Origin of the sequence: Providencia lanzhouensis (genome assembly GCF_050469745.1) — a bacterium.
GTDB classification, from domain to species: Bacteria; Pseudomonadota; Gammaproteobacteria; order Enterobacterales; family Enterobacteriaceae; genus Providencia; species Providencia lanzhouensis.
The window spans coordinates 603,011-626,040 of record NZ_CP174123.1; the positions used below are offsets into that span (position 1 = coordinate 603,011).

17 protein-coding genes, 1 tRNA gene and 3 rRNA genes are annotated in these 23,030 nt (G+C 44.0%); 17 read left to right on the top strand and 4 right to left on the bottom strand.

What is annotated here, in order from left to right; all coding sequences use genetic code 11:
* Positions 1–11 precede the first annotated feature (11 nt).
* The 6 genes from ubiE (at position 12) to tatC (ending at position 4,749) form a co-directional block, all read left to right on the top strand.
* Positions 12–767 carry a bifunctional demethylmenaquinone methyltransferase/2-methoxy-6-polyprenyl-1,4-benzoquinol methylase UbiE gene (ubiE, locus tag ACIH2S_RS02695; protein WP_036954951.1) on the top strand — a complete coding sequence of 252 codons (756 nt, stop codon included), beginning with the start codon at positions 12–14 and terminating at the stop codon, positions 765–767.
* A gap of 1 nt (position 768) precedes the next feature.
* On the top strand, positions 769–1,422 hold the full coding sequence (locus tag ACIH2S_RS02700) for a ubiquinone biosynthesis accessory factor UbiJ (RefSeq protein WP_036954948.1): 654 nt from the start codon (positions 769–771) through the stop codon (positions 1,420–1,422).
* Positions 1,409–3,043 carry a ubiquinone biosynthesis regulatory protein kinase UbiB gene (gene ubiB, locus ACIH2S_RS02705; protein WP_108479344.1) on the top strand — a complete coding sequence of 545 codons (1,635 nt, stop codon included), beginning with the start codon at positions 1,409–1,411 and terminating at the stop codon, positions 3,041–3,043. The genes ACIH2S_RS02700 and ubiB overlap by 14 nt, the downstream gene beginning before the upstream one ends.
* A gap of 113 nt (positions 3,044–3,156) precedes the next feature.
* Complete coding sequence (tatA, locus tag ACIH2S_RS02710) at positions 3,157–3,444, top strand: twin-arginine translocase TatA/TatE family subunit (RefSeq protein ID WP_036954943.1); 288 nt, start codon at positions 3,157–3,159, stop codon at positions 3,442–3,444.
* Between the two features lie 3 nt (positions 3,445–3,447).
* Positions 3,448–3,984 (top strand): Sec-independent protein translocase protein TatB, encoded by a 537-nt coding sequence (tatB, locus tag ACIH2S_RS02715; protein ID WP_036954940.1) that lies wholly within the window; start codon positions 3,448–3,450, stop codon positions 3,982–3,984.
* A gap of 3 nt (positions 3,985–3,987) precedes the next feature.
* The gene (tatC, locus tag ACIH2S_RS02720; RefSeq protein ID WP_036954937.1) at positions 3,988–4,749 is read left to right on the top strand and encodes a Sec-independent protein translocase subunit TatC; all 762 of its coding nucleotides are present in this window, start codon (positions 3,988–3,990) and stop codon (positions 4,747–4,749) included.
* Between the two features lie 90 nt (positions 4,750–4,839).
* Here the strand turns inward: tatC and rfaH are convergent, their stop codons facing one another.
* Complete coding sequence (rfaH, locus tag ACIH2S_RS02725) at positions 4,840–5,334, bottom strand: transcription/translation regulatory transformer protein RfaH (RefSeq protein WP_036954935.1); 495 nt, start codon at positions 5,332–5,334, stop codon at positions 4,840–4,842.
* 174 nt (positions 5,335–5,508) lie between these two features.
* Here rfaH and pepE point away from each other — a divergent pair, with 174 nt between their 5' ends.
* The 3 genes from pepE (at position 5,509) to fre (ending at position 8,530) form a co-directional block, all read left to right on the top strand.
* Complete coding sequence (gene pepE, locus ACIH2S_RS02730; protein WP_036954932.1) at positions 5,509–6,234, top strand: dipeptidase PepE; 726 nt, start codon at positions 5,509–5,511, stop codon at positions 6,232–6,234.
* A gap of 111 nt (positions 6,235–6,345) precedes the next feature.
* Positions 6,346–7,818, top strand: a complete 1,473-nt coding sequence (gene ubiD, locus ACIH2S_RS02735; RefSeq protein WP_006658346.1) for a 4-hydroxy-3-polyprenylbenzoate decarboxylase — start codon at positions 6,346–6,348, stop codon at positions 7,816–7,818.
* A 10-nt stretch (positions 7,819–7,828) separates the two neighbouring features.
* Entirely contained in the window at positions 7,829–8,530 is a 702-nt protein-coding gene (gene fre, locus ACIH2S_RS02740; protein WP_036954929.1) for an NAD(P)H-flavin reductase, read from the top strand.
* 280 nt (positions 8,531–8,810) lie between these two features.
* Here the strand turns inward: fre and fadA are convergent, their stop codons facing one another.
* Together fadA and fadB are read right to left on the bottom strand one after the other, a co-directional pair.
* Complete coding sequence (fadA, locus tag ACIH2S_RS02745) at positions 8,811–9,977, bottom strand: acetyl-CoA C-acyltransferase FadA (RefSeq protein WP_108479345.1); 1,167 nt, start codon at positions 9,975–9,977, stop codon at positions 8,811–8,813.
* Positions 9,978–9,981: 4 nt separating this feature from the next.
* Entirely contained in the window at positions 9,982–12,174 is a 2,193-nt protein-coding gene (gene fadB / locus ACIH2S_RS02750) for a fatty acid oxidation complex subunit alpha FadB (protein ID WP_321146531.1), read from the bottom strand.
* Positions 12,175–12,432: 258 nt separating this feature from the next.
* Here fadB and pepQ point away from each other — a divergent pair, with 258 nt between their 5' ends.
* From pepQ to rrf, 8 genes are all read left to right on the top strand, one after another.
* On the top strand, positions 12,433–13,767 hold the full coding sequence (pepQ, locus tag ACIH2S_RS02755; RefSeq protein ID WP_036954921.1) for a Xaa-Pro dipeptidase: 1,335 nt from the start codon (positions 12,433–12,435) through the stop codon (positions 13,765–13,767).
* Positions 13,767–14,393, top strand: coding sequence for an IMPACT family protein (locus ACIH2S_RS02760; RefSeq protein ID WP_036954919.1), 627 nt, complete (start codon positions 13,767–13,769; stop codon positions 14,391–14,393). The genes pepQ and ACIH2S_RS02760 overlap by 1 nt, the downstream gene beginning before the upstream one ends.
* 15 nt (positions 14,394–14,408) lie before the next feature.
* On the top strand, positions 14,409–15,860 hold the full coding sequence (trkH, locus tag ACIH2S_RS02765) for a Trk system potassium transporter TrkH (protein WP_108479348.1): 1,452 nt from the start codon (positions 14,409–14,411) through the stop codon (positions 15,858–15,860).
* 48 nt (positions 15,861–15,908) lie between these two features.
* On the top strand, positions 15,909–16,433 hold the full coding sequence (gene hemG, locus ACIH2S_RS02770; protein WP_108479349.1) for a menaquinone-dependent protoporphyrinogen IX dehydrogenase: 525 nt from the start codon (positions 15,909–15,911) through the stop codon (positions 16,431–16,433).
* Between the two features lie 459 nt (positions 16,434–16,892).
* Positions 16,893–18,432 (top strand): 16S ribosomal RNA (locus tag ACIH2S_RS02775).
* An 85-nt stretch (positions 18,433–18,517) separates the two neighbouring features.
* Positions 18,518–18,593 (top strand) — tRNA-Glu (locus ACIH2S_RS02780).
* 226 nt (positions 18,594–18,819) lie between these two features.
* Positions 18,820–21,725 (top strand): 23S ribosomal RNA (locus ACIH2S_RS02785).
* A gap of 139 nt (positions 21,726–21,864) precedes the next feature.
* Positions 21,865–21,980, top strand: a 5S ribosomal RNA gene (rrf, locus tag ACIH2S_RS02790).
* Together the 16S, 23S and 5S rRNA genes with 1 tRNA gene alongside form the textbook arrangement of a ribosomal RNA operon.
* Before the next feature lie 391 nt (positions 21,981–22,371).
* Here rrf and idi read toward each other — a convergent pair.
* On the bottom strand, positions 22,372–22,893 hold the full coding sequence (gene idi, locus ACIH2S_RS02795; protein ID WP_154599534.1) for an isopentenyl-diphosphate Delta-isomerase: 522 nt from the start codon (positions 22,891–22,893) through the stop codon (positions 22,372–22,374).
* Between the last annotated feature and the right edge of the window lie 137 nt (positions 22,894–23,030).

Below are 23,030 nucleotides of genomic sequence, written 5' to 3' on the forward strand. Positions count from 1 at the left end.
GCATAATAGAAATGACCGAACCAACAAAAGAAACCATCGATTTTGGTTTCCGTACTGTAGAGAAAGAAGAAAAAGCTGGCCTAGTAGCAAATGTTTTTCACTCTGTAGCCTCTAAATATGACCTGATGAATGACTTAATGTCTTTTGGTATTCATCGTATCTGGAAACGTTTCACAATCGAAGCGAGTGGTGTGCGTCGTAATCAACGCGTACTTGACCTTGCTGGTGGAACCGGTGACCTCACTGCAAAATTCTCTCGCCTTGTGGGTGAAAAAGGTGAAGTGGTTCTCGCAGATATTAACGATTCAATGTTAAAAATGGGACGCGAGAAACTGCGCGATTTAGGCATTGTTGGTAATGTTAATTACGTACAAGCTAACGCAGAAGAGTTGCCATTCCCTGATAACTATTTTGACTGTATTACCATCTCTTTTGGTTTACGTAACGTCACCGATAAAGATAAAGCATTACGCTCCATGTTCCGTGTATTGAAGCCGGGTGGACGCCTGTTAGTGCTTGAGTTCTCTAAACCAATTCTTGAACCACTGAACAAAGCTTACGATGCTTACTCATTCCATATTTTACCGCGTATCGGTCAAGTGATTGTGAATGATCCTGAAAGCTATCGTTACCTTGCTGAATCTATCCGTATGCACCCAAATCAAGAAACCTTGAAAGGGATGATGGAAAACGCAGGTTTTGAGCAAGTCTCTTATGACAATATGACCGGTGGTATTGTTGCATTACATAAAGGGTTTAAATTCTAAGATGGAAGCACCATCAGCGCATATTGAAAATCCTAATACTGTTTTATATTCCTTGATGACGGCATTAATGGAAACCTCCTTGAACCATATGTTGTTCAAGGAAAAAGTCTTGCAACCTGCAAGAATGCGTTTAGCAGGTAAAGTGATGGGGATTGAGCTTAAAGAGCTGAATAAAACTCTGACACTTATTTTTGCTGAAAATCATGTAGATGTATTAAGTGAATGGCAGGAACCTGCAGATTGCACTATCAAAACGTCACTGTTTACGTTGATTAAGTTGAAAGATAAGCAGCAGCTTTCACAACTTATCAATAATGGCGACATTGTGATTGAAGGCGATATGCAAATTGTTCAACACTGGTCTTCATTACTGGATTTAGCTATCTGGAACCCAGCTCATTATTTATCGCCTTATATTGGTGATATTGCGGCAGAAGGCATCAGTAAAGTGTTGGGTAAAGGAGCTTGCCTCGCTTCTCGATTAGTTAGTCGTCAAAAAACATACGTTAAAGACATTATTCTGGAAGAGTGGAAAATGGCACCAAGTCAGTTGGAATTAGTGCACTTTAGCGATGAAGTTGAGCAGGTTTCAAATTCAATGAGTCAGTTAGAACAACGACTCAATCAGTTGGAGGAGAAGAATGACTCCCGGTGAAATAAAACGTCTTTACTTCATTATTCGGGTATTTCTCTCTTATGGACTAGATGAGCTGATCCCTAAAATTAAGCTGACATTGCCTTTAAGAATCGGGCGGTTAGGTTTTTTCTGGATCAAAAATAAACACAAAGATAAAGATCTTGGTGAACGGCTACGTTTAGCATTGCAAGAATTAGGACCGGTTTGGATAAAATTTGGTCAAATGCTTTCGACCCGCCGAGATTTATTCCCTCCTGCAATTGCTGATCAATTGTCATTGTTACAAGACAAAGTGGCGAGTTTCGATGGTAAATTAGCCCGTCGTTATATTGAAGAGTCACTCGGTGGTCCATTAGAGCAGTGGTTTGATAACTTTGATGAGCAGGCTCTTGCCTCCGCATCGATCGCCCAAGTTCATACTGCAACATTGAAAGAAAATGGCAAAGATGTTGTTTTGAAAGTTATTCGCCCTGATATTTTGCCTGTCATCAAAGCGGACATTAAGCTGATGTACCGTATTGCCAATTGGGTTCCTCTTCTTCCTGATGGACGACGTTTACGTCCTAAAGAAGTTGTGCGCGAGTACGAGAAAACCTTGATTGATGAGCTAAATCTTCTTCGCGAATCTGCTAACGCTATCCAGTTAAGACGCAACTTTGAAAACAGCTCTATGCTGTATATCCCAGAAATTTACCCTGATTATTGCCGTGAAAACGTGATGGTCATGGAGCGTATCTACGGTATTCCTGTTTCGGATATTGCGGCATTAGAAGCGCAAGGTACGAACATGAAATTACTGGCAGAGCGGGGCGTAAAAGTCTTCTTTACTCAAGTATTTCGTGACAGTTTCTTCCACGCAGATATGCACCCGGGCAACATTTTTGTTAGTTACGATCATCCAGAAGATCCGCTCTACATTGGTATTGATTGTGGGATCGTGGGTTCGCTTAACAAAGAAGATAAGCGCTATTTAGCTGAAAACTTTATTGCCTTCTTTAATCGTGACTATCGTAAAGTCGCTGAATTGCATGTGGATTCTGGTTGGGTTCCGCCAGATACTAATGTTGAAGATTTTGAGTTTGCTATTCGCACCGTTTGTGAGCCTATCTTTGAAAAGCCATTAGCTGAGATTTCATTTGGGCATGTGTTATTGAATCTGTTCAATACCGCTCGTCGATTTAATATGGAAGTTCAGCCGCAATTGGTGTTATTGCAGAAAACCTTATTGTACGTTGAAGGTCTTGGTCGTCAGTTATACCCGCAGTTGGATTTATGGAAAACAGCAAAACCATTCTTAGAGGATTGGATCCATAGCCAAGTGGGTATTCCGGCTATTACCAAAGCGTTAAAGGAAAAAGCGCCATATTGGGCAGAGAAAATGCCAGAAATCCCTGATTTGATCTATGGGGCATTAAAGCAGCACCGTTTCTTGCAGTCCAATATTGAACAGCTTACACAAGAGTTAAAGCACCAACGCACTAAACAACGTAAATCACAGTACCTATTAGGAATTGGGGCGACCTTTATTCTTTGTGGTAGCTTATTCTTTATTTCTGACTTAACCCGAATTGCAGCAGCATTTATGGCTGTAGGTGCATTGTCGTGGCTTGTAGGTTGGTGTAAAGGAGAGGATAATTAAGTAGACTTTGTTTTGCGACAAGTTTATAAGGCTGTGATCATTTCCGTATTTAGCGTTGGTTGTATATAATAGAGTTAGTTACAATTGATCCCAAAACTATAGAGGTATTAACAATGGAATCAACTTTTGCAATGGCTGCTTTCGGTAGTCCTTGGCAATTAATTATCATTGCTTTGCTTATCATTTTAATTTTCGGCACCAAGAAATTACGTTCTTTAGGTTCTGATCTGGGCGAATCACTTAAGGGCTTCAAAAAAGCAATGAGCGATGATGAAGCTGCAAAAGCGAAAGCAGAGCAAGAGAAGCAAGATGCTGATTTTGCACCGAAAAACATCACTGAACAACAGGCTCCTGAGAAAAAAGACAGCCCAGTTGAGAGCAAAAATAAAGAGCAGGGATAAACCGTGTTTGACATAGGTTTTAGTGAACTACTGCTAGTTGCGATCATCGGTCTTGTGGTATTAGGCCCCCAACGTCTACCAGTGGCAGTGAGAACTGTTGCTGGTTGGATTCGTGCTATGCGCTCTATGGCTGCTAATGTCCAGAATGAGCTATCACAAGAACTGAAATTGCAAGAACTGCAAGAGACTCTTAAAAAAGTTGAAGAGAAGGCGGGTTTGGAAACTCTTTCTCCGGAACTTAAAAAGTCGATGGATGACCTGCGTCATGCTGCTTTGTCTTTACAAAGCGGTTATCAGGCAACAACCAATGATGTCCAATCTGAGTTGAACAAAGCAAAAGAGATCACAGAAAACTACGATGCTGCGGTAAAGGAATCCCATGCTAGTTCTTCGCAAACTCAAGAGTCAGATCCTGATCCTGAGTATGCTGCTAAGATGGCTGCCGTTGTTGAAGAAAAACCTGCTTCAGCAACACCAACAGACTCTAAGCCACTCGATGCTAAAGTAACAAACTCCAATCAAACAGAAAGTGAAAAATAACACATGGCTGTCAATGATGCTCAACCACTTATTAGCCACCTGATTGAACTAAGAAAGCGGCTACTAAACTGTTTGATTACGGTATTAATCGTCTTTGCGGCGCTCGCTTATTTTTCAAATGATATTTATCGCCTTGTTGCTGCGCCTTTGATTGATAAGCTGCCTGTTGGTTCTCAAATGAGTGCGACAGACGTAGCATCGACGTTTTTTACTCCGATTAAACTAACCATGATGGTATCTGTATTTGTTTCGATACCCGTCATTTTGTACCAGGTCTGGGCATTTATCGCGCCTGCGCTGTATAAGCATGAACGTCGATTAATGCTGCCGTTACTGGTATCAAGTAGCTTCCTATTTTATTTAGGAATGGCTTTTGCTTACTTTGTGGTATTCCCGTTAGCTTTTGGTTTTTTTGTAAAAACAACACCAGAAAGTGTTAACTTTATACCTGATATCAGCAAATACCTCAGTTTTGTCATGACATTGTTCATGGCATTCGGGGCTGCGTTTGAAGTACCAATTGCGATTATTTTACTATGCTGGACTGGCGTAACGACTCCAGAATCACTTAGACGTAAACGTCCATATATCTTAGTGGGTGCGTTTATTGTCGGGATGTTCCTGACTCCGCCAGATGTTTTATCACAAACTCTACTTGCAGTACCGATGTATTTGCTGTTTGAGCTTGGGGTATTACTGTCTAATTTCTATGTTGGCAAAGGTCGACGTAGAGGTGATGACGAAGAAGAAGAGCCTGAAGAATAATCACGGTGACAACATTATTGTGAAATAAAAAGCCCATTCAATCGATGGGCTTTTTTTATGCCAGTTTGAAGCAAACATATCGTGAAAAACTTATTCAGACTCTTTTCTAAATTGCGTATTATCAATGACTTTTGCGACAGTGGTATTTAAGATGTTAAGCAAGAGGATTGAGCGCGACTCACCATTTGGTTCATTGAAGATGGCCTTAACGCCGGCAAAAATACCTTCAGTAATGACAACACTATCTCCCTGAGAGGGGAGATCCGGTGATTGAGTATGGCTGACGGGCGTTTGTTGTATGAGTTCAATTATCTCTTCAGGAACTTCAGCCGGTAATGCGCCAAAGCGAATAAAGTGGCTGACGCCGCGTGTAGATTGGATGGTGGTTGTATGAATTTGCTCATGGTCGAATTTCACAAACAGGTAATTGGGGAATAACGCTTCAGTAATAACTGTGCGCTTGCCTCGAACGACTTTCTCCATTTCAGTCATTGGAGTCATACAAGTCACATGCTGTCGAGTTAAGTGCTCAACCGCTCTATCCAGTTGCCCTCGTTTGCAATACAGCAAATACCATTTTTCCATTTTTTGATCCCATCCAACAAATTTATGCTCATGATAACAAATTAAGGCATAAGAATGTGACTAATGATGAGTTGCACAATATTATTCATCTACACAAGTATAGATTAATTCGATAGTTACGAAATTAGATACACAATAAACATAGCAGTTAATACACTTTTTGTAGGAGACACCATGGATATCTTTTTACTGAGTAATGGCAAACTTTCCGGCAACCCTGTATGGCTAAGTTACGCATTACCAAGAATTAGCGAAATGATTGAACGTAAACAGATTAAGTCAGCAGTATTAGTGCCTTATGCTGTTTTACGTGGTTCTCACGATGAGCGTGCAGAGCAGTTAAGCGATGCTTTAGGCATTAAGGTAACTTCGATTGAACATTTTGAAAGCCCAGTCGAAGCCATCGAACAAGCAGAATGTATTCTTGTGAGTGGCGGTAATACATGGTGGTTAAACAAATGCTTGCATGAGAATGGCTTAATTGTTGCTATCCAACGTGCAGTACGTGAACGCGGTGTACCTTACATTGGTTGGAGTGCGGGTTGTAACGTGGCGACCCCAAGTATTCGTACAACGAATGATATGCCTGTGAGCAATGCGGTTATCATGCCGTCTTTAGGGCTGTTTCCAATGCAAATTAACCCACATTATATCGATGCGCATATTTCTGGGCATATGGGTGAAACACGAGATGAGCGCTTACAAGAATTCTGTGTTATTAACCCTCATGAAGTTGTTGTCGCGTTACGCGAAGGTAGCGGATTACAGATCAAAGGAAATGAATTAAGCTACTTCAGTGGTAAAAATGAAGGTTTCAAGCTGTTTCAGCACAACAAAACATTCCCTGAGCAATTTGATACCGTATCATTAAAGGATTATGTTCCGTTTGATTGCAAGTAAAGTGATATACTTAATCTGAAGATATTGATTATTAAGTATGTTTAACAGCAACTTGTAACCTTGGCTGGGAACCTTATAATGAGGTTCCCCCTGTAATAGTAAAAGAAGATAATGAAATACCGTGACCTTAGAGATTTCATCGCGCAGCTTGAAAAGCAAGGCGAACTAAAACGCATTACGATGGAAGTCGACCCTTATTTGGAAATGACTGAAATCGCAGATCGTACACTAAGAGCAGGGGGACCAGCCTTACTATTCGAAAACCCTAAAGGCTATAATATGCCCGTTCTGTGTAACTTGTTTGGTACAACCAAGCGCGTTGCTATGGGAATGGGGCAAGAAGATATTAAAGCCTTACATGATGTGGGTAAGTTGCTCGCTTTCTTGAAAGAACCGGATCCTCCTAAGGGTTTTCGTGACTTAATGGACAAGTTGCCGAAATTCAAACAAGTGCTGAATATGCCAGCTAAACGCTTAAGCTCAGCGCCTTGTCAGGAAGAAATTTGGGCAGGTGATGATGTTGATCTGACTAAGATCCCCGTTATGCATTGCTGGCCGGAAGATGCTGCGCCACTGATTACTTGGGGTTTAACGGTCACTAAAGGTCCCCATAAAGAACGCCAAAATTTAGGTATCTATCGCCAGCAAGTCCTTGGCAAAAATAAAGTTATTATGCGTTGGTTATCTCATCGTGGTGGTGCGCTGGATTTCCAGGAGTGGTGTCAGGCACATCCAGGTGAACGATTCCCAGTCGCTGTGGCGCTAGGTGCTGACCCCGCAACGATTTTAGGCGCAGTGACACCAGTTCCTGATACGCTATCTGAATATGCTTTTGCTGGGTTACTCCGAGGCAATAAAACGGAAGTCGTAAAGTGTATTTCTAACGACTTAGAGGTTCCTGCAGGGGCGGAAATTATCCTTGAAGGATATATTGAACCGGGCGAAATGGCACCAGAAGGCCCTTACGGTGACCACACTGGTTATTATAATGAGATTGATGACTTCCCAGTATTTACTGTGACTCATGTGACTCAACGTCGCGATGCGATTTATCACTCTACCTATACAGGCCGTCCACCAGATGAACCTGCAGTATTAGGGGAAGCCCTGAACGAAGTTTTAGTGCCTATTTTGCAAAAGCAGTTCCCTGAAATTGTGGATTTCTATTTGCCACCAGAAGGTTGTTCCTATCGTCTGGCGGTTGTTACCATGAAAAAACAGTATGCAGGACACGCAAAAAGAGTAATGATGGGCGTCTGGTCTTACCTGCGCCAATTTATGTATACGAAGTTCGTGATTGTTTGTGATGATGATATCAATGCTCGTGATTGGAAAGATGTTATTTGGGCCATCACAACACGTATGGATCCTGCTCGTGATACTGTCATGATGGAAAACACGCCGATTGATTATCTCGATTTTGCATCACCGATTTCTGGGCTTGGTTCCAAAATGGGAATGGATGCGACCAATAAATGGCCGGGAGAAACCAACCGTGAATGGGGACGCCCTATTGTCATGACGCAGAGTGTCAAATCCCGCGTAGATGATATCTGGGAACAGTTAAATATTATTGAAAAGTAAGAGGAAAATCATGGCAACTTTGAGCTGTAAAGTCACATCTGTTGAATCTATCACGGATACAGTTTATCGGGTTATTTTGTTGCCAGACGGACCTTTTCATTTTAAAGCGGGTCAATATCTTATGGTCGTTATGGATGAAAGAGACAAACGACCATTCTCTATGGCCTCTACTCCCGAAAATAATCAATCTATCGAACTGCATATTGGCGCGTCGGAATTTAATTTATACGCTATGGCGGTGATGGATCGCATTTTAGAACAGCAACGTATTGATATTGATATTCCTCACGGTAAAGCGTGGTTCCGCGAAAATAGCCAAAACCCGATGATCTTGATCGCAGGCGGTACCGGCTTCTCTTATACCCATTCTATTCTATTGGCTGCTTTGGCTGAAAACCCTCAACGGGATATTACTTTCTATTGGGGCGGTCGCCAGTTAGAGCATTTGTATGACCTCGGTGAATTGCAGGCTATTAGTGAGCGTTATCCTAATCTGAAAGTGGTTCCTGTTGTCGAGCAACCGGATGAAAATTGGCGTGGAAGAACAGGAACTGTTTTGAGTACCGTGCTAGAAGATTTCGGTGACTTATCTGGGCATGATATTTATATTGCGGGTCGTTTTGAGATGGCGAAGATTGCGCGGGATAGGTTTTGTAATGAGAGGGGGGCAAAGTCCACCCAGTTGTTCGGCGATGCCTTCGACTTTTTGTGATTTGAGTATCCCCGTCATATTTCAAGCCACAGGGGTGTTAGCTTCATAAAGCTACCCTATCACATACTCCAGTATGCTCAAGGGATAGCTTTACTTGCCGCCTACCTGTGACCTGAACTATTTAGGGGATGGACTGAGTTGTATTCAATATTCTGGTTGATTGGTTGATTGGTTGATTGGTTGATTGATTGATTTCACTGAGCTGGTTCGTGGATAAAAAAATCCCGCCCCTGACTAGGCGGGAACATTGCAAGATACGACAATGTAACGGCAAAATGAATTAGACTCTTTCGATAATTGTGGCGATGCCTTGCCCAAATCCAATACACATTGTAGCTAAACCAAACTGCTTATCATGTTGTTCTAACTGATTAAGTAACGCAGTTGTGATCCTTGCGCCAGAGCAACCGAGAGGGTGCCCTAAAGCGATTGCTCCACCACTTAAATTCACTTTCTGATCCACTTGGCTTTCTGAAATTTGCAGCCCTTTTAGGCAAGCAATAGACTGAGCCGCGAAAGCTTCATTAAGTTCAATAATATCAATATCATTCAACGTCAGCCCCGCACGCTTTAATGCTAATTCAGTGGCAGGAACTGGCCCAAAACCCATGATTGAAGGATCGCAACCAACCACGGCCATGGCGCGAATTTTTGCACGAGGTTTCAATCCATGCAGTTTGGCATAAGACTCACTGGCAAGTAGCATGGCTGAAGCACCATCGGACAGTGCTGACGAATTACCTGCGGTCACGGTACCACTGACAGGGTCGAAAGCGGGTCTTAATGCAGCAAGTCCTTCCAAATTGGCATCAAAACGGATGACTTCGTCATAGTTCATTGAAATAAGTTTGCCATCAGCGTCATGTCCTGAAATCGGAACGATTTCACTGCTAAATTTACCATTCTTAGTTGCCGCTGCCGCGCGTTGGTGAGATCTCAATGCAAAGGCATCTTGTTCTTCGCGACTGATTTTATACATTTTGGCAAGCATTTCGGCAGTTAAACCCATGGCTCCAGAGGCTTTTGCTACGCGTAATGTGAGCTTTGGATTGAAATCAATACCGTGAGTCATTGGAACATGACCCATATGCTCAACACCTCCAATCAAAACGGAATGTGCATCTCCAGTCATAATGAAACGGCTTGCGTCATGAATGGCTTGCATCGAAGAACCACATAGGCGATTGACCGTGACCGCAGGAACTGTATGAGGAATATCAGTCAATAAAGCGGCATTTTTTGCGATGTTAAAACCTTGCTCTAAGGTTTGCTGAACACATCCCCAAATAATGTCATCCAACTCTTTCTTTTTCGCATTGGGATTGCGTTCAAAAATTGCATTCATCAGGTGTGCAGAGAGGTCTTCTGCTCTTACATGACGAAATACACCGCCTTTGGAACGGCCCATTGGTGTGCGTATACCATCAATAATGAAGACATTTTCCATAGGATTAACCTCTCGCAACTTTTTTAACATCAATAGCCACAACCGGTGGCTGCGGATAGTATCTGGCGTTAGTGGCCGCTTTTTCTTTCAATCCATTTGGAACTTGATAAAGCGGGCTTAAATGGGAGTAGGACTCCGCAGTTTTGACATAAGACTGGCTACCGAGTGTATCAAGATAGCAGAAAACACCTCCGCGGAATGGCGGGAAACCAAGTCCATAAACTAGCGCAATATCGGCATCTGAAGGGCTTTGAATAATGCCTTCTTCAAGGCAGCGAACCACTTCGTTCACCATTGGCGCCATCATTCGAGCAATAATTTCATCTTTAGTAAATGAACGCTTACTTTGGCGAATCGAACTTAATAATTCATCGGTTTTTGGGTCATCAATTTTCTTTGGTTTTCCTTTTTTATCTTTTTCATATTGATAAAAGCCTTTGCCATTTTTCTGACCAAAACGTTGTTGTTCAAACATAATATCGATGGCGTTCTTACCGACTTTTTGCATTCTTTGCGGAAATCCTTGAGCCATGACTTGCTCTGCATGAAATGCGGTATCAATCCCGACAACATCAAGTAGATAAGCCGGCCCCATTGGCCAACCAAATTCTTTTTCCATGACTTTATCGATTTCTCTAAAATCGGCGCCATCTTGAAGTAATAAGTTAAACCCAGCGAAATAAGGGAAAAGAACGCGGTTAACGAAAAAGCCAGGGCAGTCATTTACAACAATAGGGGTTTTTCCCATTTTATTCGCATAAGCAACCACTTTAGCGATGGTGGCATCACTGGTTTTTTCACCTCGAATAATTTCGACCAAAGGCATGCGATGAACAGGATTGAAAAAATGCATACCACAGAAGTTTTCTGGGCGTTTAAGAGAGTTCGCTAGTTCAGTGATTGGAATAGTTGAAGTATTTGAAGCCAGTATAGTCTCTGATGTGATTAGTGATTCCACTTCGGATAACACGGTGGCTTTTATTTTAGGGTTTTCAACGACAGCTTCAACGATCACCTGAGAATTATCAATGCCAGCATAAGATAAAGACGGATGGATAGAGGCTAAGGTTGTTGCCATATTATCTGCAGTGATTTTTCCTCGTTCAAATTGACCATTAAGCAGCTTTCTAGCTTCATCGATACCTAAATCTAAGGATTTCTCATTGATATCCTTCATCAGAACGGGAACACCCTTGCTCGCAGATTGATAAGCAATACCTCCACCCATAATGCCTGCACCCAGTACAGCTGCGTGTGCCGGTGCAGTAGAGGAACCTGCGATTTTTTTACTGGTCGATTTAACCTGTTGATCATTCAGAAAAACGCTAACTAATGCACGAGCAACATCACTATGAGCCAGCGGGACGAAAGCAGCAGTTTCATGTTTCAGTGCCTCATCTCGAGTGCAGTTTGCAGCTTTCTCGATAGTATTGACTGCACTCATTGGTGCTGGATAGTGTTTTCCAGCAACTTGATAGACCATACCTTTAGCAACGTTAAAGCTCATTGCTTGCTCTAGTGCGCTAAGTTTTAGCGGCTCAAGTTTTGGCTGCCGTGCTTGACGCCAATTTAATACGCCAGAAATAGCTTGTTCGATGATGTGCAAGGCTGCCTGTGGTAATTTTTCAGTTTCGACAATCGCATCCACTAAACCGAGTTTCAATGCTTGAGATCCACTAACATCTTTACCCGCAGTGATAATTTCCAGAGCGCTATCAAGACCAATAAGTCGAGGCAAACGGACTGATCCGCCAAAGCCAGGCATAATTCCTAACTTTGTTTCAGGTAAGCCAATTCTGGCATCGGGTGACGCAATTCTAAAATCGGTAGCGAGTACACACTCACATCCACCGCCTAGGGCATAACCATTAATTGCGCTAATAGTTGGAACAGGGAGATCTTCAAGGCGATTAAATATACTATTCGCGTAACCAAGCCAGTCACTGAGGGTTTCTTTGGATGCTTCGAATAGAGATAAAAATTCTTTAATATCTGCGCCAACAATAAAAGCGGGTTTATCTGAGCGCAAAATAACGCCTTGTAAATCGCTTTGTTGTTCGAGTACTGCAACTGCTTCATCAAGTGAAGCGACGGTATGAGTATCCAATTTATTGATTGGTCCTGATGAGTTAAACACCAGTTCTGCAATACCTTTTTTCAACCATTGAATAGAGATTGTCTCACTTTGATAAAGCATGCTGTTCTCCTTTATGTGGCGGTCTTATCTGGTATGACCAGATGAAAATCAGTGTGACGATAATGTTAATTAAATGCAAATGATTAATAACAAAACTGGAAGGCGGCTCACAGGAATTAAGGTAAATAACACAAGGTGAAAATGATATTTCTATTAATAATCAATGCATTAATCTTATCTTGTCATTGAGTGCATACACGTTATTAGCAGAACGTGATAAGCTTGATTTTTCTAACTAATACTGAAAGGTTGAACGAAATGGAAAAACTGGCTGGACTCTACGCAGAACATATTAAAACGCTACAAAAAACGACTCAGCAAGTTTTGCAACGCAGTAAATTAGATGCCATCTTGATTCATTCAGGAGAGCCAATTCGCATTTTCCTCGATGATAGTGACTACCCATTTAAAGTGAATCCACATTTCAAAGCATGGGTTCCAGTGACGGACGTCCCGCATTCTTGGTTATTAGTCGATGGAGTGAATAAACCGAAGTTATGGTTTTACTCACCAGTTGATTATTGGCATAGCGTTGAACCTTTACCAACTAGCTTCTGGACGAAAGAAGTTGAGCTTATTCATCTGAAAAATGCGGATGAAATTAAAGGCTTTTTAGCGAATTTACCGAAAGAGCATCTAGCTTATATCGGCTCCTCTGCAAACAAAGCCGAATCTTTAGGTATTTCGACACACAATATCAACCCAAAACCTGTACTCGATTATTATCACTATCACCGTTCATATAAGACAGACTATGAGCTGTACTGCATGCGCGAAGCCCAAAAAATGGCGGTGAATGGTCACTTATCAGCTTTCGAAGCTTTTCAAGCTGGGGCAAGTGAGTTTGATATTAATATTAGCTATTTAGAAGCGACAGGGCATCGTGATACGAATGTGCCTTACGGTAACATTGTAGCTTTAAATGAAAATGCAGCCGTGCTTCACTACACTAAATTACAGCAAACGGCTCCGAGTGAATTACGTAGCTTCTTGATTGATGCTGGTGCTGAGTATAACGGTTATGCCGCTGATATTACTCGTACTTATGCCGCTAAGAACAAAAGCGAATTTGCAGAATTAGTTGCAGATTTGAATACAGAACAACTCGCTTTGATCGCTTCAATTAAAGCTGGCGTGCGTTATACCGATTACCATGTAGATATGCATCACCGTATTGCGAAATTACTTACTAAGCATGGAATTGTGAAAGGGATTAGCGAAGATGCTATGGTTGAAAATGGTTTAACAACACCATTTTTACCACACGGATTAGGTCATCCATTAGGTTTGCAAGTTCATGATGTAGCAGGTTTTATGCAGGATGAAGACGGTACTCATTTAGCAGCGCCGAAAATGTATCCATTCTTACGCTGTACTCGTATTTTGGAACCAAGAATGGTGTTAACTATCGAACCGGGTCTTTACTTTATTGAGTCCTTGCTTTCTGCCTGGCGTACAGGGGAGTTCAGTCAGCACTTTAATTGGGATAAAATCGAGCACTTCAAACCTTACGGTGGTATTCGAATTGAAGATAATATCGTTATCCATCATAACCATATTGAAAATATGACTCGAGATTTGCATTTACCGTAATGAAAGCGTACTCAATTCCGGCAGAAACGATCTCTTTTTCGGAAGAGATCAAAAAAAGCCGTTTTATTACTTATATCGCTCATACCGAGGGTATTGACGCTGCGAAAGATTATATTCAATCGATTAAAGCGCAATACCCCGATGCCCGGCACCATTGCTGGGCATTTGTTGCGGGGCGACCTGATGATTCCCAGCAATTAGGTTTTTCCGATGATGGAGAGCCTACGGGAACGGCAGGTAAACCCATTATGGCGCAGCTATTAGGTAGCAACTTAGGTGAGATCACTTGCGTTGTTGTGCGTTATTTTGGTGGAATAAAGCTAGGTACGGGTGGGTTAGTCCGTGCTTATGGCAGTGGGGTTCAGCAGGCGCTGAAGTTGCTCCCAACACAAACTAAAGTCCCTCAAAAAATCTTCAATGTGGTATGTGATTACTCACTTATCAATGGAGTTGAGCAATTATTAGCTCAGGTAAATGGTACTATATTGCTCAGTGATTATAATGAGTCTGTATCTTTGCAAATTTCTATTCCTGCTACTTGTGAGCAGGAGGTCAATGATAAATTACGTGATATCAGTCGTGGGGAAGTTACTCTCTTAGAACCGTCACAAGAGCAAACAGCATAGCAAGGAACCGGCCGAATGCATTTTCGCGCAATAACTCGTATTGTCGGGTTACTCGTCATTATCTTCTCTTTTACTATGGTCATACCTGGTATTGTCGCACTGATATATCGCGATGGTGCGGGACGAGCATTCAGTCAAACTTTTATAACGGCGTTGCTGATTGGGCTTTTTTTATGGCTGCCTACGCGAAATAGTCGACATGAATTAAAAGCAAAAGAAGGTTTTTTAATTGTTGTTCTGTTTTGGACGGTGCTAGGGAGTGTCGGGGCACTGCCGTTTATCTTCTCTGAAAAACCCAATTTATCTGTTACAGATGCCTTCTTTGAGTCCTTTTCTGGGCTAACAACCACCGGTGCAACAACTCTGACGGGATTAGACTCTCTTCCGAAAGCGATCTTATTCTATCGGCAGATGCTGCAATGGCTTGGAGGGATGGGGATCATTGTACTCGCCGTCGCGATTTTGCCTCTCTTAGGTGTCGGGGGGATGCAGCTCTATCGTGCAGAGATGCCGGGGCCATTAAAAGATAACAAAATGCGTCCGCGAATTGCGGAAACGGCAAAAACCCTTTGGCTTATTTATGTGTTGCTAACTATCGCGTGTGCGATTGCATTATGGATCGCCGGTATGGATGTGTTCGATGCGATATCACACAGTTTTTCAACCATCGCGATCGGTGGGTTTTCTACTCATGATGCCAGCATAGGCTACTTTAATAGTCCTGCCATTAATACCATTATTGGCGTGTTTCTAATTATCTCGGGTTGTAACTTTGGCTTGCACTTTGCGGTTTTAACGGGAAGAAGCCTCGGAATTTATTGGCGCGACCCTGAATTTAGAATGTTCATCAGTTTCCAGTTTGTTCTAGTCGTGATCTGTACCGCGGTGCTGATGTATCACTCCGTATATGCTGGCTTTGGGCAAACGTTGGATCAAGCCTTTTTCCAAGTGGTCTCGATGGCGACCACTGCGGGTTTCACCACTGACAGTTTTTCTGGCTGGCCGCTGTTCTTGCCAATGCTTCTACTATGTGCGGCGTTTGTCGGTGGTTGTGCAGGGTCAACGGGTGGGGGATTAAAAGTGATTCGTATCCTTTTACTGTTCCTGCAAGGTTCCCGAGAGTTAAAACGATTAGTGCATCCTAATGCGGTCTATACCATTAAATTAGGACAAAGGGCGCTGCCAGAAAGGATCATTGAAGCTGTCTGGGGATTTTTCTCTGCTTATGCTTTAGTTTTCGTGGTTAGCTTGCTGCTTTTAATCGCCACTGGGGTGGATGAGTTTTCTGCATTCTCAGCGATTGCGACAACGTTGAATAACTTAGGCCCTGGCTTAGGTACTGTTGCTGATAACTTCACGACAATGAATCCTGCAGGTAAATGGATTTTAGTTGTCACGATGCTGTTTGGTCGTTTGGAAGTGTTTACTTTATTAGTATTACTGACCCCTACTTTCTGGCGTGAGTAATATAGCTGCGCCGCTAACGTATATAGATAGTAACGATTAGGAATAAAAATGAGTTATCTACTTTTGCACTCAAGCACCGATGGGCAAACCAAAAAAATCATACTTAAAATGGCAGATCAATTACGTCGCGCTGGGCGTGAGTGTGATATTCGTGATTTGAATTCAGATAAAAGCTTTAACTTATCTGCTTACGAAAAGGTGCTAGTGGGAGCTTCTATTCGTTATGGACATTTCAATAAGCAGTTAGTACGTTTTGCCACAACCCATCAGACTCAGCTTAATTCGATGAAAACGGGGTTCTTTGCCGTTAACCTTACAGCAAGAAAAGAAGGCAAGAATACCGTTGAGACGAATGCCTATACTCGTAAGTTCTTAGAGAAGTGCCCATGGCAGCCGACCGTGAAGTCTGTTTTTGCAGGCGCGCTGTTTTACCCTCGCTATAAATGGTTTGATAGAGTGATGATCCGGCTCATTATGAAAATGACAGACGGACCAACCGACCCAAATACAGAAATTGAATATACCAATTGGGATAATGTTGCGGCTTTCGCAACTGAATTTGATAATCTCTAGCTCGATATTTAAACAAAACGTGGTTGTTTTGCACGATTTGTTTAAAAAGGAAACGGTTGAATAAAAATATTCAAAAAACACTTGCGAGATTTTTCGAGCTCCCTATAATGCGCATCCGTTGTCACGACAAACCGGCTCGAAGAAAACCTCGAAGCCCCGTGATAACAGAGGTGAAGAAAGAAAATAGTTGAAAATAATCGCTTGACTTTCTAAATAAAAAACGTAGTATACGACACCTCGCGACAACGACCTAAAGTCGATAATCAAAAGATTAAGTCGCACCGCTCTTTAACAATTTATCAGACAATCTGTGTGGGCACTCACAGGACACTATCAAAAAATATTTGATTTTAAGTCTTGAAGAGTGACTAACACGTTAATTCATATATATGAACTAATAGGTAATTTGGTTTCTTCGGAAATCAAACGACAGTAACATTCTTTGAGCATCAAGCTTTTTAATTGAAGAGTTTGATCATGGCTCAGATTGAACGCTGGCGGCAGGCCTAACACATGCAAGTCGAGCGGTAACAGGGGAAGCTTGCTTCTCGCTGACGAGCGGCGGACGGGTGAGTAATGTATGGGGATCTGCCCGATAGAGGGGGATAACTACTGGAAACGGTAGCTAATACCGCATAATCTCTCAGGAGCAAAGCAGGGGAACTTCGGTCCTTGCGCTATCGGATGAACCCATATGGGATTAGCTAGTTGGTGAGGTAATGGCTCACCAAGGCGACGATCCCTAGCTGGTCTGAGAGGATGATCAGCCACACTGGGACTGAGACACGGCCCAGACTCCTACGGGAGGCAGCAGTGGGGAATATTGCACAATGGGCGCAAGCCTGATGCAGCCATGCCGCGTGTATGAAGAAGGCCTTAGGGTTGTAAAGTACTTTCAGTTGGGAGGAAGGCGTTGATGCTAATATCATCAGCGATTGACGTTACCAACAGAAGAAGCACCGGCTAACTCCGTGCCAGCAGCCGCGGTAATACGGAGGGTGCAAGCGTTAATCGGAATTACTGGGCGTAAAGCGCACGCAGGCGGTTGATTAAGTTAGATGTGAAATCCCCGGGCTTAACCTGGGAATGGCATCTAAGACTGGTCAGCTAGAGTCTTGTAGAGGGGGGTAGAATTCCATGTGTAGCGGTGAAATGCGTAGAGATGTGGAGGAATACCGGTGGCGAAGGCGGCCCCCTGGACAAAGACTGACGCTCAGGTGCGAAAGCGTGGGGAGCAAACAGGATTAGATACCCTGGTAGTCCACGCTGTAAACGATGTCGATTTGGAGGTTGTTCCCTAGAGGAGTGGCTTCCGGAGCTAACGCGTTAAATCGACCGCCTGGGGAGTACGGCCGCAAGGTTAAAACTCAAATGAATTGACGGGGGCCCGCACAAGCGGTGGAGCATGTGGTTTAATTCGATGCAACGCGAAGAACCTTACCTACTCTTGACATCCAGAGAATTTAGCAGAGATGCTTTAGTGCCTTCGGGAACTCTGAGACAGGTGCTGCATGGCTGTCGTCAGCTCGTGTTGTGAAATGTTGGGTTAAGTCCCGCAACGAGCGCAACCCTTATCCTTTGTTGCCAGCGATTCGGTCGGGAACTCAAAGGAGACTGCCGGTGATAAACCGGAGGAAGGTGGGGATGACGTCAAGTCATCATGGCCCTTACGAGTAGGGCTACACACGTGCTACAATGGCGTATACAAAGAGAAGCGACCTCGCGAGAGCAAGCGGAACTCATAAAGTACGTCGTAGTCCGGATTGGAGTCTGCAACTCGACTCCATGAAGTCGGAATCGCTAGTAATCGTAGATCAGAATGCTACGGTGAATACGTTCCCGGGCCTTGTACACACCGCCCGTCACACCATGGGAGTGGGTTGCAAAAGAAGTAGGTAGCTTAACCTTCGGGAGGGCGCTTACCACTTTGTGATTCATGACTGGGGTGAAGTCGTAACAAGGTAACCGTAGGGGAACCTGCGGTTGGATCACCTCCTTACCATTGAAGTGTTTTTGTGAAGTGCTCACACAGATTGTCTGATAGAAAGTAGAGCAAAAAGCGCGTCTGCGAAGCTGACTGTAGTGTCCCCTTCGTCTAGAGGCCTAGGACACCGCCCTTTCACGGCGGTAACAGGGGTTCGAATCCCCTAGGGGACGCCAATTGCGCGGAGAATGAGTGAAAGACGTTCCCCACAAATAATGATTAAGCCAATTACGTTGTAGTTGGTTTAACAATTATGCTCTTTAACAATCTGGAACAAGCTGAAAATTGAAAACAACGCACATTGTTTATCGCTTAAACAATGTGAGAGTCTCTCAAAAATCTCAACTTGAATGTGTTCAACTGGCCGTCGGGTCAGTTGGTAAAGACACCTTCGGGTTGTGAGGTTAAGCGACTAAGCGTACACGGTGGATGCCTAGGCAATCAGAGGCGATGAAGGACGTGCTAATCTGCGATAAGCGTCGGTAAGGTGATATGAACCGTTATAACCGACGATTTCCGAATGGGGAAACCCAGTGCAATTCGTTGCACTATCGTTTGATGAATACATAGTCAAACGAAGCGAACCGAGGGAACTGAAACATCTCAGTACCTCGAGGAAAAGAAATCAACCGAGATTCCCCTAGTAGCGGCGAGCGAACGGGGAGCAGCCCAGAGTCTTAATCAGCATTAGCATCAGGAGAACGGTCTGGAAAGGCCGGCAGTAAAGGGTGATAGCCCCGTATCCGAAGGTGTTGGTGTTGTGAACTCGACGAGTAGGGCGGGACACGTGTTATCCTGTCTGAATATGGGGGGACCATCCTCCAAGGCTAAATACTCCTGATTGACCGATAGTGAACCAGTACCGTGAGGGAAAGGCGAAAAGAACCCCGGCGAGGGGAGTGAAATAGAACCTGAAACCGTGTACGTACAAGCAGTGGGAGCACCTTTATGGTGTGACTGCGTACCTTTTGTATAATGGGTCAGCGACTTATATTCTGTAGCAAGGTTAACCGTATAGGGGAGCCGTAGGGAAACCGAGTCTTAACTGGGCGAATGAGTTGCAGGGTATAGACCCGAAACCCGGTGATCTAGCCATGGGCAGGTTGAAGGTTGGGTAACACTAACTGGAGGACCGAACCGACTAATGTTGAAAAATTAGCGGATGACTTGTGGCTGGGGGTGAAAGGCCAATCAAACCGGGAGATAGCTGGTTCTCCCCGAAAGCTATTTAGGTAGCGCCTCGTGAACTCATCTTCGGGGGTAGAGCACTGTTTCGACTAGGGGGTCATCCCGACTTACCAACTCGATGCAAACTACGAATACCGAAGAATGTTATCACGGGAGACACACGGCGGGTGCTAACGTTCGTCGTGAAGAGGGAAACAACCCAGACCGCCAGCTAAGGTCCCAAAGTCATAGTTAAGTGGGAAACGAAGTGGGAAGGCTCAGACAGCCAGGATGTTGGCTTAGAAGCAGCCATCATTTAAAGAAAGCGTAATAGCTCACTGGTCGAGTCGGCCTGCGCGGAAGATGTAACGGGGCTAAACTATGCACCGAAGCTGCGGCAGCGATATGTAAATATTGTTGGGTAGGGGAGCGTTCTGTAAGCCTGTGAAGGTGACCTGTGAGGGTTGCTGGAGGTATCAGAAGTGCGAATGCTGACATAAGTAACGATAATGCGGGTGAAAAACCCGCACGCCGGAAGACCAAGGGTTCCTGTCCAACGTTAATCGGGGCAGGGTGAGTCGACCCCTAAGGCGAGGCAGAAATGCGTAGTCGATGGGAAACGGGTTAATATTCCCGTACTGGTGATAATTGCGATGGGGGGACGGAGAAGGTTAGGCTGGCCGGGCGACGGTTGTCCCGGTTTAAGGATGTAGGCAGGTGAATTAGGCAAATCCGGTTCACTATATGCTGAGGTCTGATGACGAGTCACTACGGTGGCGAAGTAGCTCATACCCCGCTTCCAGGAAAAGCCTCTAAGCTCTAGATTATCATTAATCGTACCCCAAACCGACACAGGTGGTCAGGTAGAGAATACTCAGGCGCTTGAGAGAACTCGGGTGAAGGAACTAGGCAAAATGGTGCCGTAACTTCGGGAGAAGGCACGCTGGCATTAGGTGAAGTGATTTACTCATGGAGCTGAAGCCAGTCGCAGATACCAGCTGGCTGCAACTGTTTATTAAAAACACAGCACTGTGCAAACACGAAAGTGGACGTATACGGTGTGACGCCTGCCCGGTGCTGGAAGGTTAATTGATGGGGTTATCCGTAAGGAGAAGCTCTTGATCGAAGCCCCAGTAAACGGCGGCCGTAACTATAACGGTCCTAAGGTAGCGAAATTCCTTGTCGGGTAAGTTCCGACCTGCACGAATGGCGTAATGATGGCCAGGCTGTCTCCACCCGAGACTCAGTGAAATTGAACTCGCTGTGAAGATGCAGTGTACCCGCGGCAAGACGGAAAGACCCCGTGAACCTTTACTATAGCTTGACACTGAACATTGAGCCTTGATGTGTAGGATAGGTGGGAGGCTTTGAAGCGTGGACGCCAGTCTGCGTGGAGCCAACCTTGAAATACCACCCTTTAATGTTTGATGTTCTAACGTAGCCCCGTAATCCGGGGTGCGGACAGTGTCTGGTGGGTAGTTTGACTGGGGCGGTCTCCTCCCAAAGAGTAACGGAGGAGCACGAAGGTTGGCTAAGCATGGTCGGACATCATGCGGTTAGTGCAAAGGCATAAGCCAGCTTGACTGCGAGAGTGACGGCTCGAGCAGGTACGAAAGTAGGTCTTAGTGATCCGGTGGTTCTGTATGGAAGGGCCATCGCTCAACGGATAAAAGGTACTCCGGGGATAACAGGCTGATACCGCCCAAGAGTTCATATCGACGGCGGTGTTTGGCACCTCGATGTCGGCTCATCACATCCTGGGGCTGAAGTAGGTCCCAAGGGTACGGCTGTTCGCCGTTTAAAGTGGTACGCGAGCTGGGTTTAGAACGTCGTGAGACAGTTCGGTCCCTATCTGCCGTGGGCGTTGGAAGATTGAAAGGGGCTGCTCCTAGTACGAGAGGACCGGAGTGGACGCACCACTGGTGTTCGGGTTGTCATGCCAATGGCATTGCCCGGTAGCTAAGTGCGGAAGAGATAACCGCTGAAAGCATCTAAGCGGGAAACTTGCCTTGAGATGAGTCTTCCCTGACCCTTTAAGGGTCCTAAAGGAACGTTTAAGACTAAGACGTTGATAGGTTGGGTGTGTAAGCGTAGCGATACGTTGAGCTAACCAATACTAATGAACCGTGAGGCTTAACCTGACAACACCGAAGGTGTTTTCGAGATGAGAGATTAAGTTGATTTTCAAAGAAAGTGAGAAGCCGGAAGGTGGAGACACAGCTTGTTCAAGATTGAAGTTCTGGTTTAAGAGAAAACTTAGACGGGAATAAACAGAATTTGTCTGGCGGCAATAGCGCGGTGGTCCCACCTGACCCCATGCCGAACTCAGTAGTGAAACGCCGTAGCGCCGATGGTAGTGTGGGGTCTCCCCATGTGAGAGTAGGGAACTGCCAGACATTAAATTAGCCGAGAAGCCACCCAATGGGTGGCTTTTTTGCGTTTGGGGGCCTAAAAAATAGGTGATAAAAGGCAAGATAGTCATCCTTTGAAGCGTGATTATCGAAACAGCCCCCTTCAGATCTCACTAATTTCGTTGTTCTTACTCTCTGGATGCCTGTATTTAAAGGCCACTATGCAAAAACTACCACCCAAAAATCATGATTCAAGAAATCATAAGTCTTAAAATCCTCTCTACTTCAGATCAAAAAAGTCTAAGCCATTCTAGTTATTCTATTGTAAGAAAATATCTATATATTAATTGGTTATACTATCTGTTGCTTATGAAAAGACTATCTGGTAACAGAGAAAAAAGGAATACGTTATGGCTGACGTAATATAAAAGAAGGATTAGGAAGAAAAATTCAGTAACGGGTATTTTTCCCAGATTTTCTTGAACCACGGAGTAAATTTTTCAGGATGAGTACTGATTTCTTGGGCTAAAGTTTCAAGGCTAATCCAGCAGGTAGCACTGACTTCTTCAGGATTAGGAATGACTTGATTGTCATAGTAGCCCACAAATAGGTGGTCATACTCATGCTCAATTAGCCCGCCATTCACATCAGCTTTATAAATAAACTCACCAACATGAGTTAATGAAGTTGAAAACCCGAGTTCTTCTGTTAAGCGGCGTAAAGCTGCATCATGGGTATCTTCTTGCGGCCTTGGATGGCTACAGCAGGAATTTGCCCACTGCCCAGCGGAATGATATTTATGAAATGCGCGTTGTTGAATGAGTAATTCGTTCTTACGGTTATAAATAAAGATAGAAAATGCACGATGTAGGCAACCTTGCTGATGAGCAAGTAGTTTTGGCATGCTACCAATTGGCGTGTCTTGTTCATTAACTAAAATAAGTTGTTCTTCTATCATAAGGATAATCTGTATCAGTAAGAGTCAAAAGCAAGCTTATTATAACTGGAAAAAAATGACTTGTAGATTAGAGCTATTAATAGCCCTTGCTAATTTATACAGTGAGATTGATAAGTGCACTCATAGCTAGATGAATC

Bases quoted from the DNA above. Each gene is read 5' to 3' on its own strand.
- fadA (WP_108479345.1), bottom strand. From the start codon at position 9,977: ATGGAAAATGTCTTCATTATTGATGGTATACGCACACCAATGGGCCGT.
- fre (WP_036954929.1), top strand. From the start codon at position 7,829: ATGGCAACTTTGAGCTGTAAAGTCACATCTGTTGAATCTATCACGGAT.
- idi (WP_154599534.1), bottom strand. From the start codon at position 22,893: ATGATAGAAGAACAACTTATTTTAGTTAATGAACAAGACACGCCAATT.
- ubiB (WP_108479344.1), top strand. From the start codon at position 1,409: ATGACTCCCGGTGAAATAAAACGTCTTTACTTCATTATTCGGGTATTT.
- ACIH2S_RS02760 (WP_036954919.1), top strand. From the start codon at position 13,767: ATGAAAGCGTACTCAATTCCGGCAGAAACGATCTCTTTTTCGGAAGAG.
- pepE (WP_036954932.1), top strand. From the start codon at position 5,509: ATGGATATCTTTTTACTGAGTAATGGCAAACTTTCCGGCAACCCTGTA.
- hemG (WP_108479349.1), top strand. From the start codon at position 15,909: ATGAGTTATCTACTTTTGCACTCAAGCACCGATGGGCAAACCAAAAAA.
- rfaH (WP_036954935.1), bottom strand. From the start codon at position 5,334: ATGGAAAAATGGTATTTGCTGTATTGCAAACGAGGGCAACTGGATAGA.
- tatA (WP_036954943.1), top strand. From the start codon at position 3,157: ATGGAATCAACTTTTGCAATGGCTGCTTTCGGTAGTCCTTGGCAATTA.
- tatC (WP_036954937.1), top strand. From the start codon at position 3,988: ATGGCTGTCAATGATGCTCAACCACTTATTAGCCACCTGATTGAACTA.
- trkH (WP_108479348.1), top strand. From the start codon at position 14,409: ATGCATTTTCGCGCAATAACTCGTATTGTCGGGTTACTCGTCATTATC.
- ubiE (WP_036954951.1), top strand. From the start codon at position 12: ATGACCGAACCAACAAAAGAAACCATCGATTTTGGTTTCCGTACTGTA.
- pepQ (WP_036954921.1), top strand. From the start codon at position 12,433: ATGGAAAAACTGGCTGGACTCTACGCAGAACATATTAAAACGCTACAA.
- ACIH2S_RS02700 (WP_036954948.1), top strand. From the start codon at position 769: ATGGAAGCACCATCAGCGCATATTGAAAATCCTAATACTGTTTTATAT.
- fadB (WP_321146531.1), bottom strand. From the start codon at position 12,174: ATGCTTTATCAAAGTGAGACAATCTCTATTCAATGGTTGAAAAAAGGT.
- ubiD (WP_006658346.1), top strand. From the start codon at position 6,346: ATGAAATACCGTGACCTTAGAGATTTCATCGCGCAGCTTGAAAAGCAA.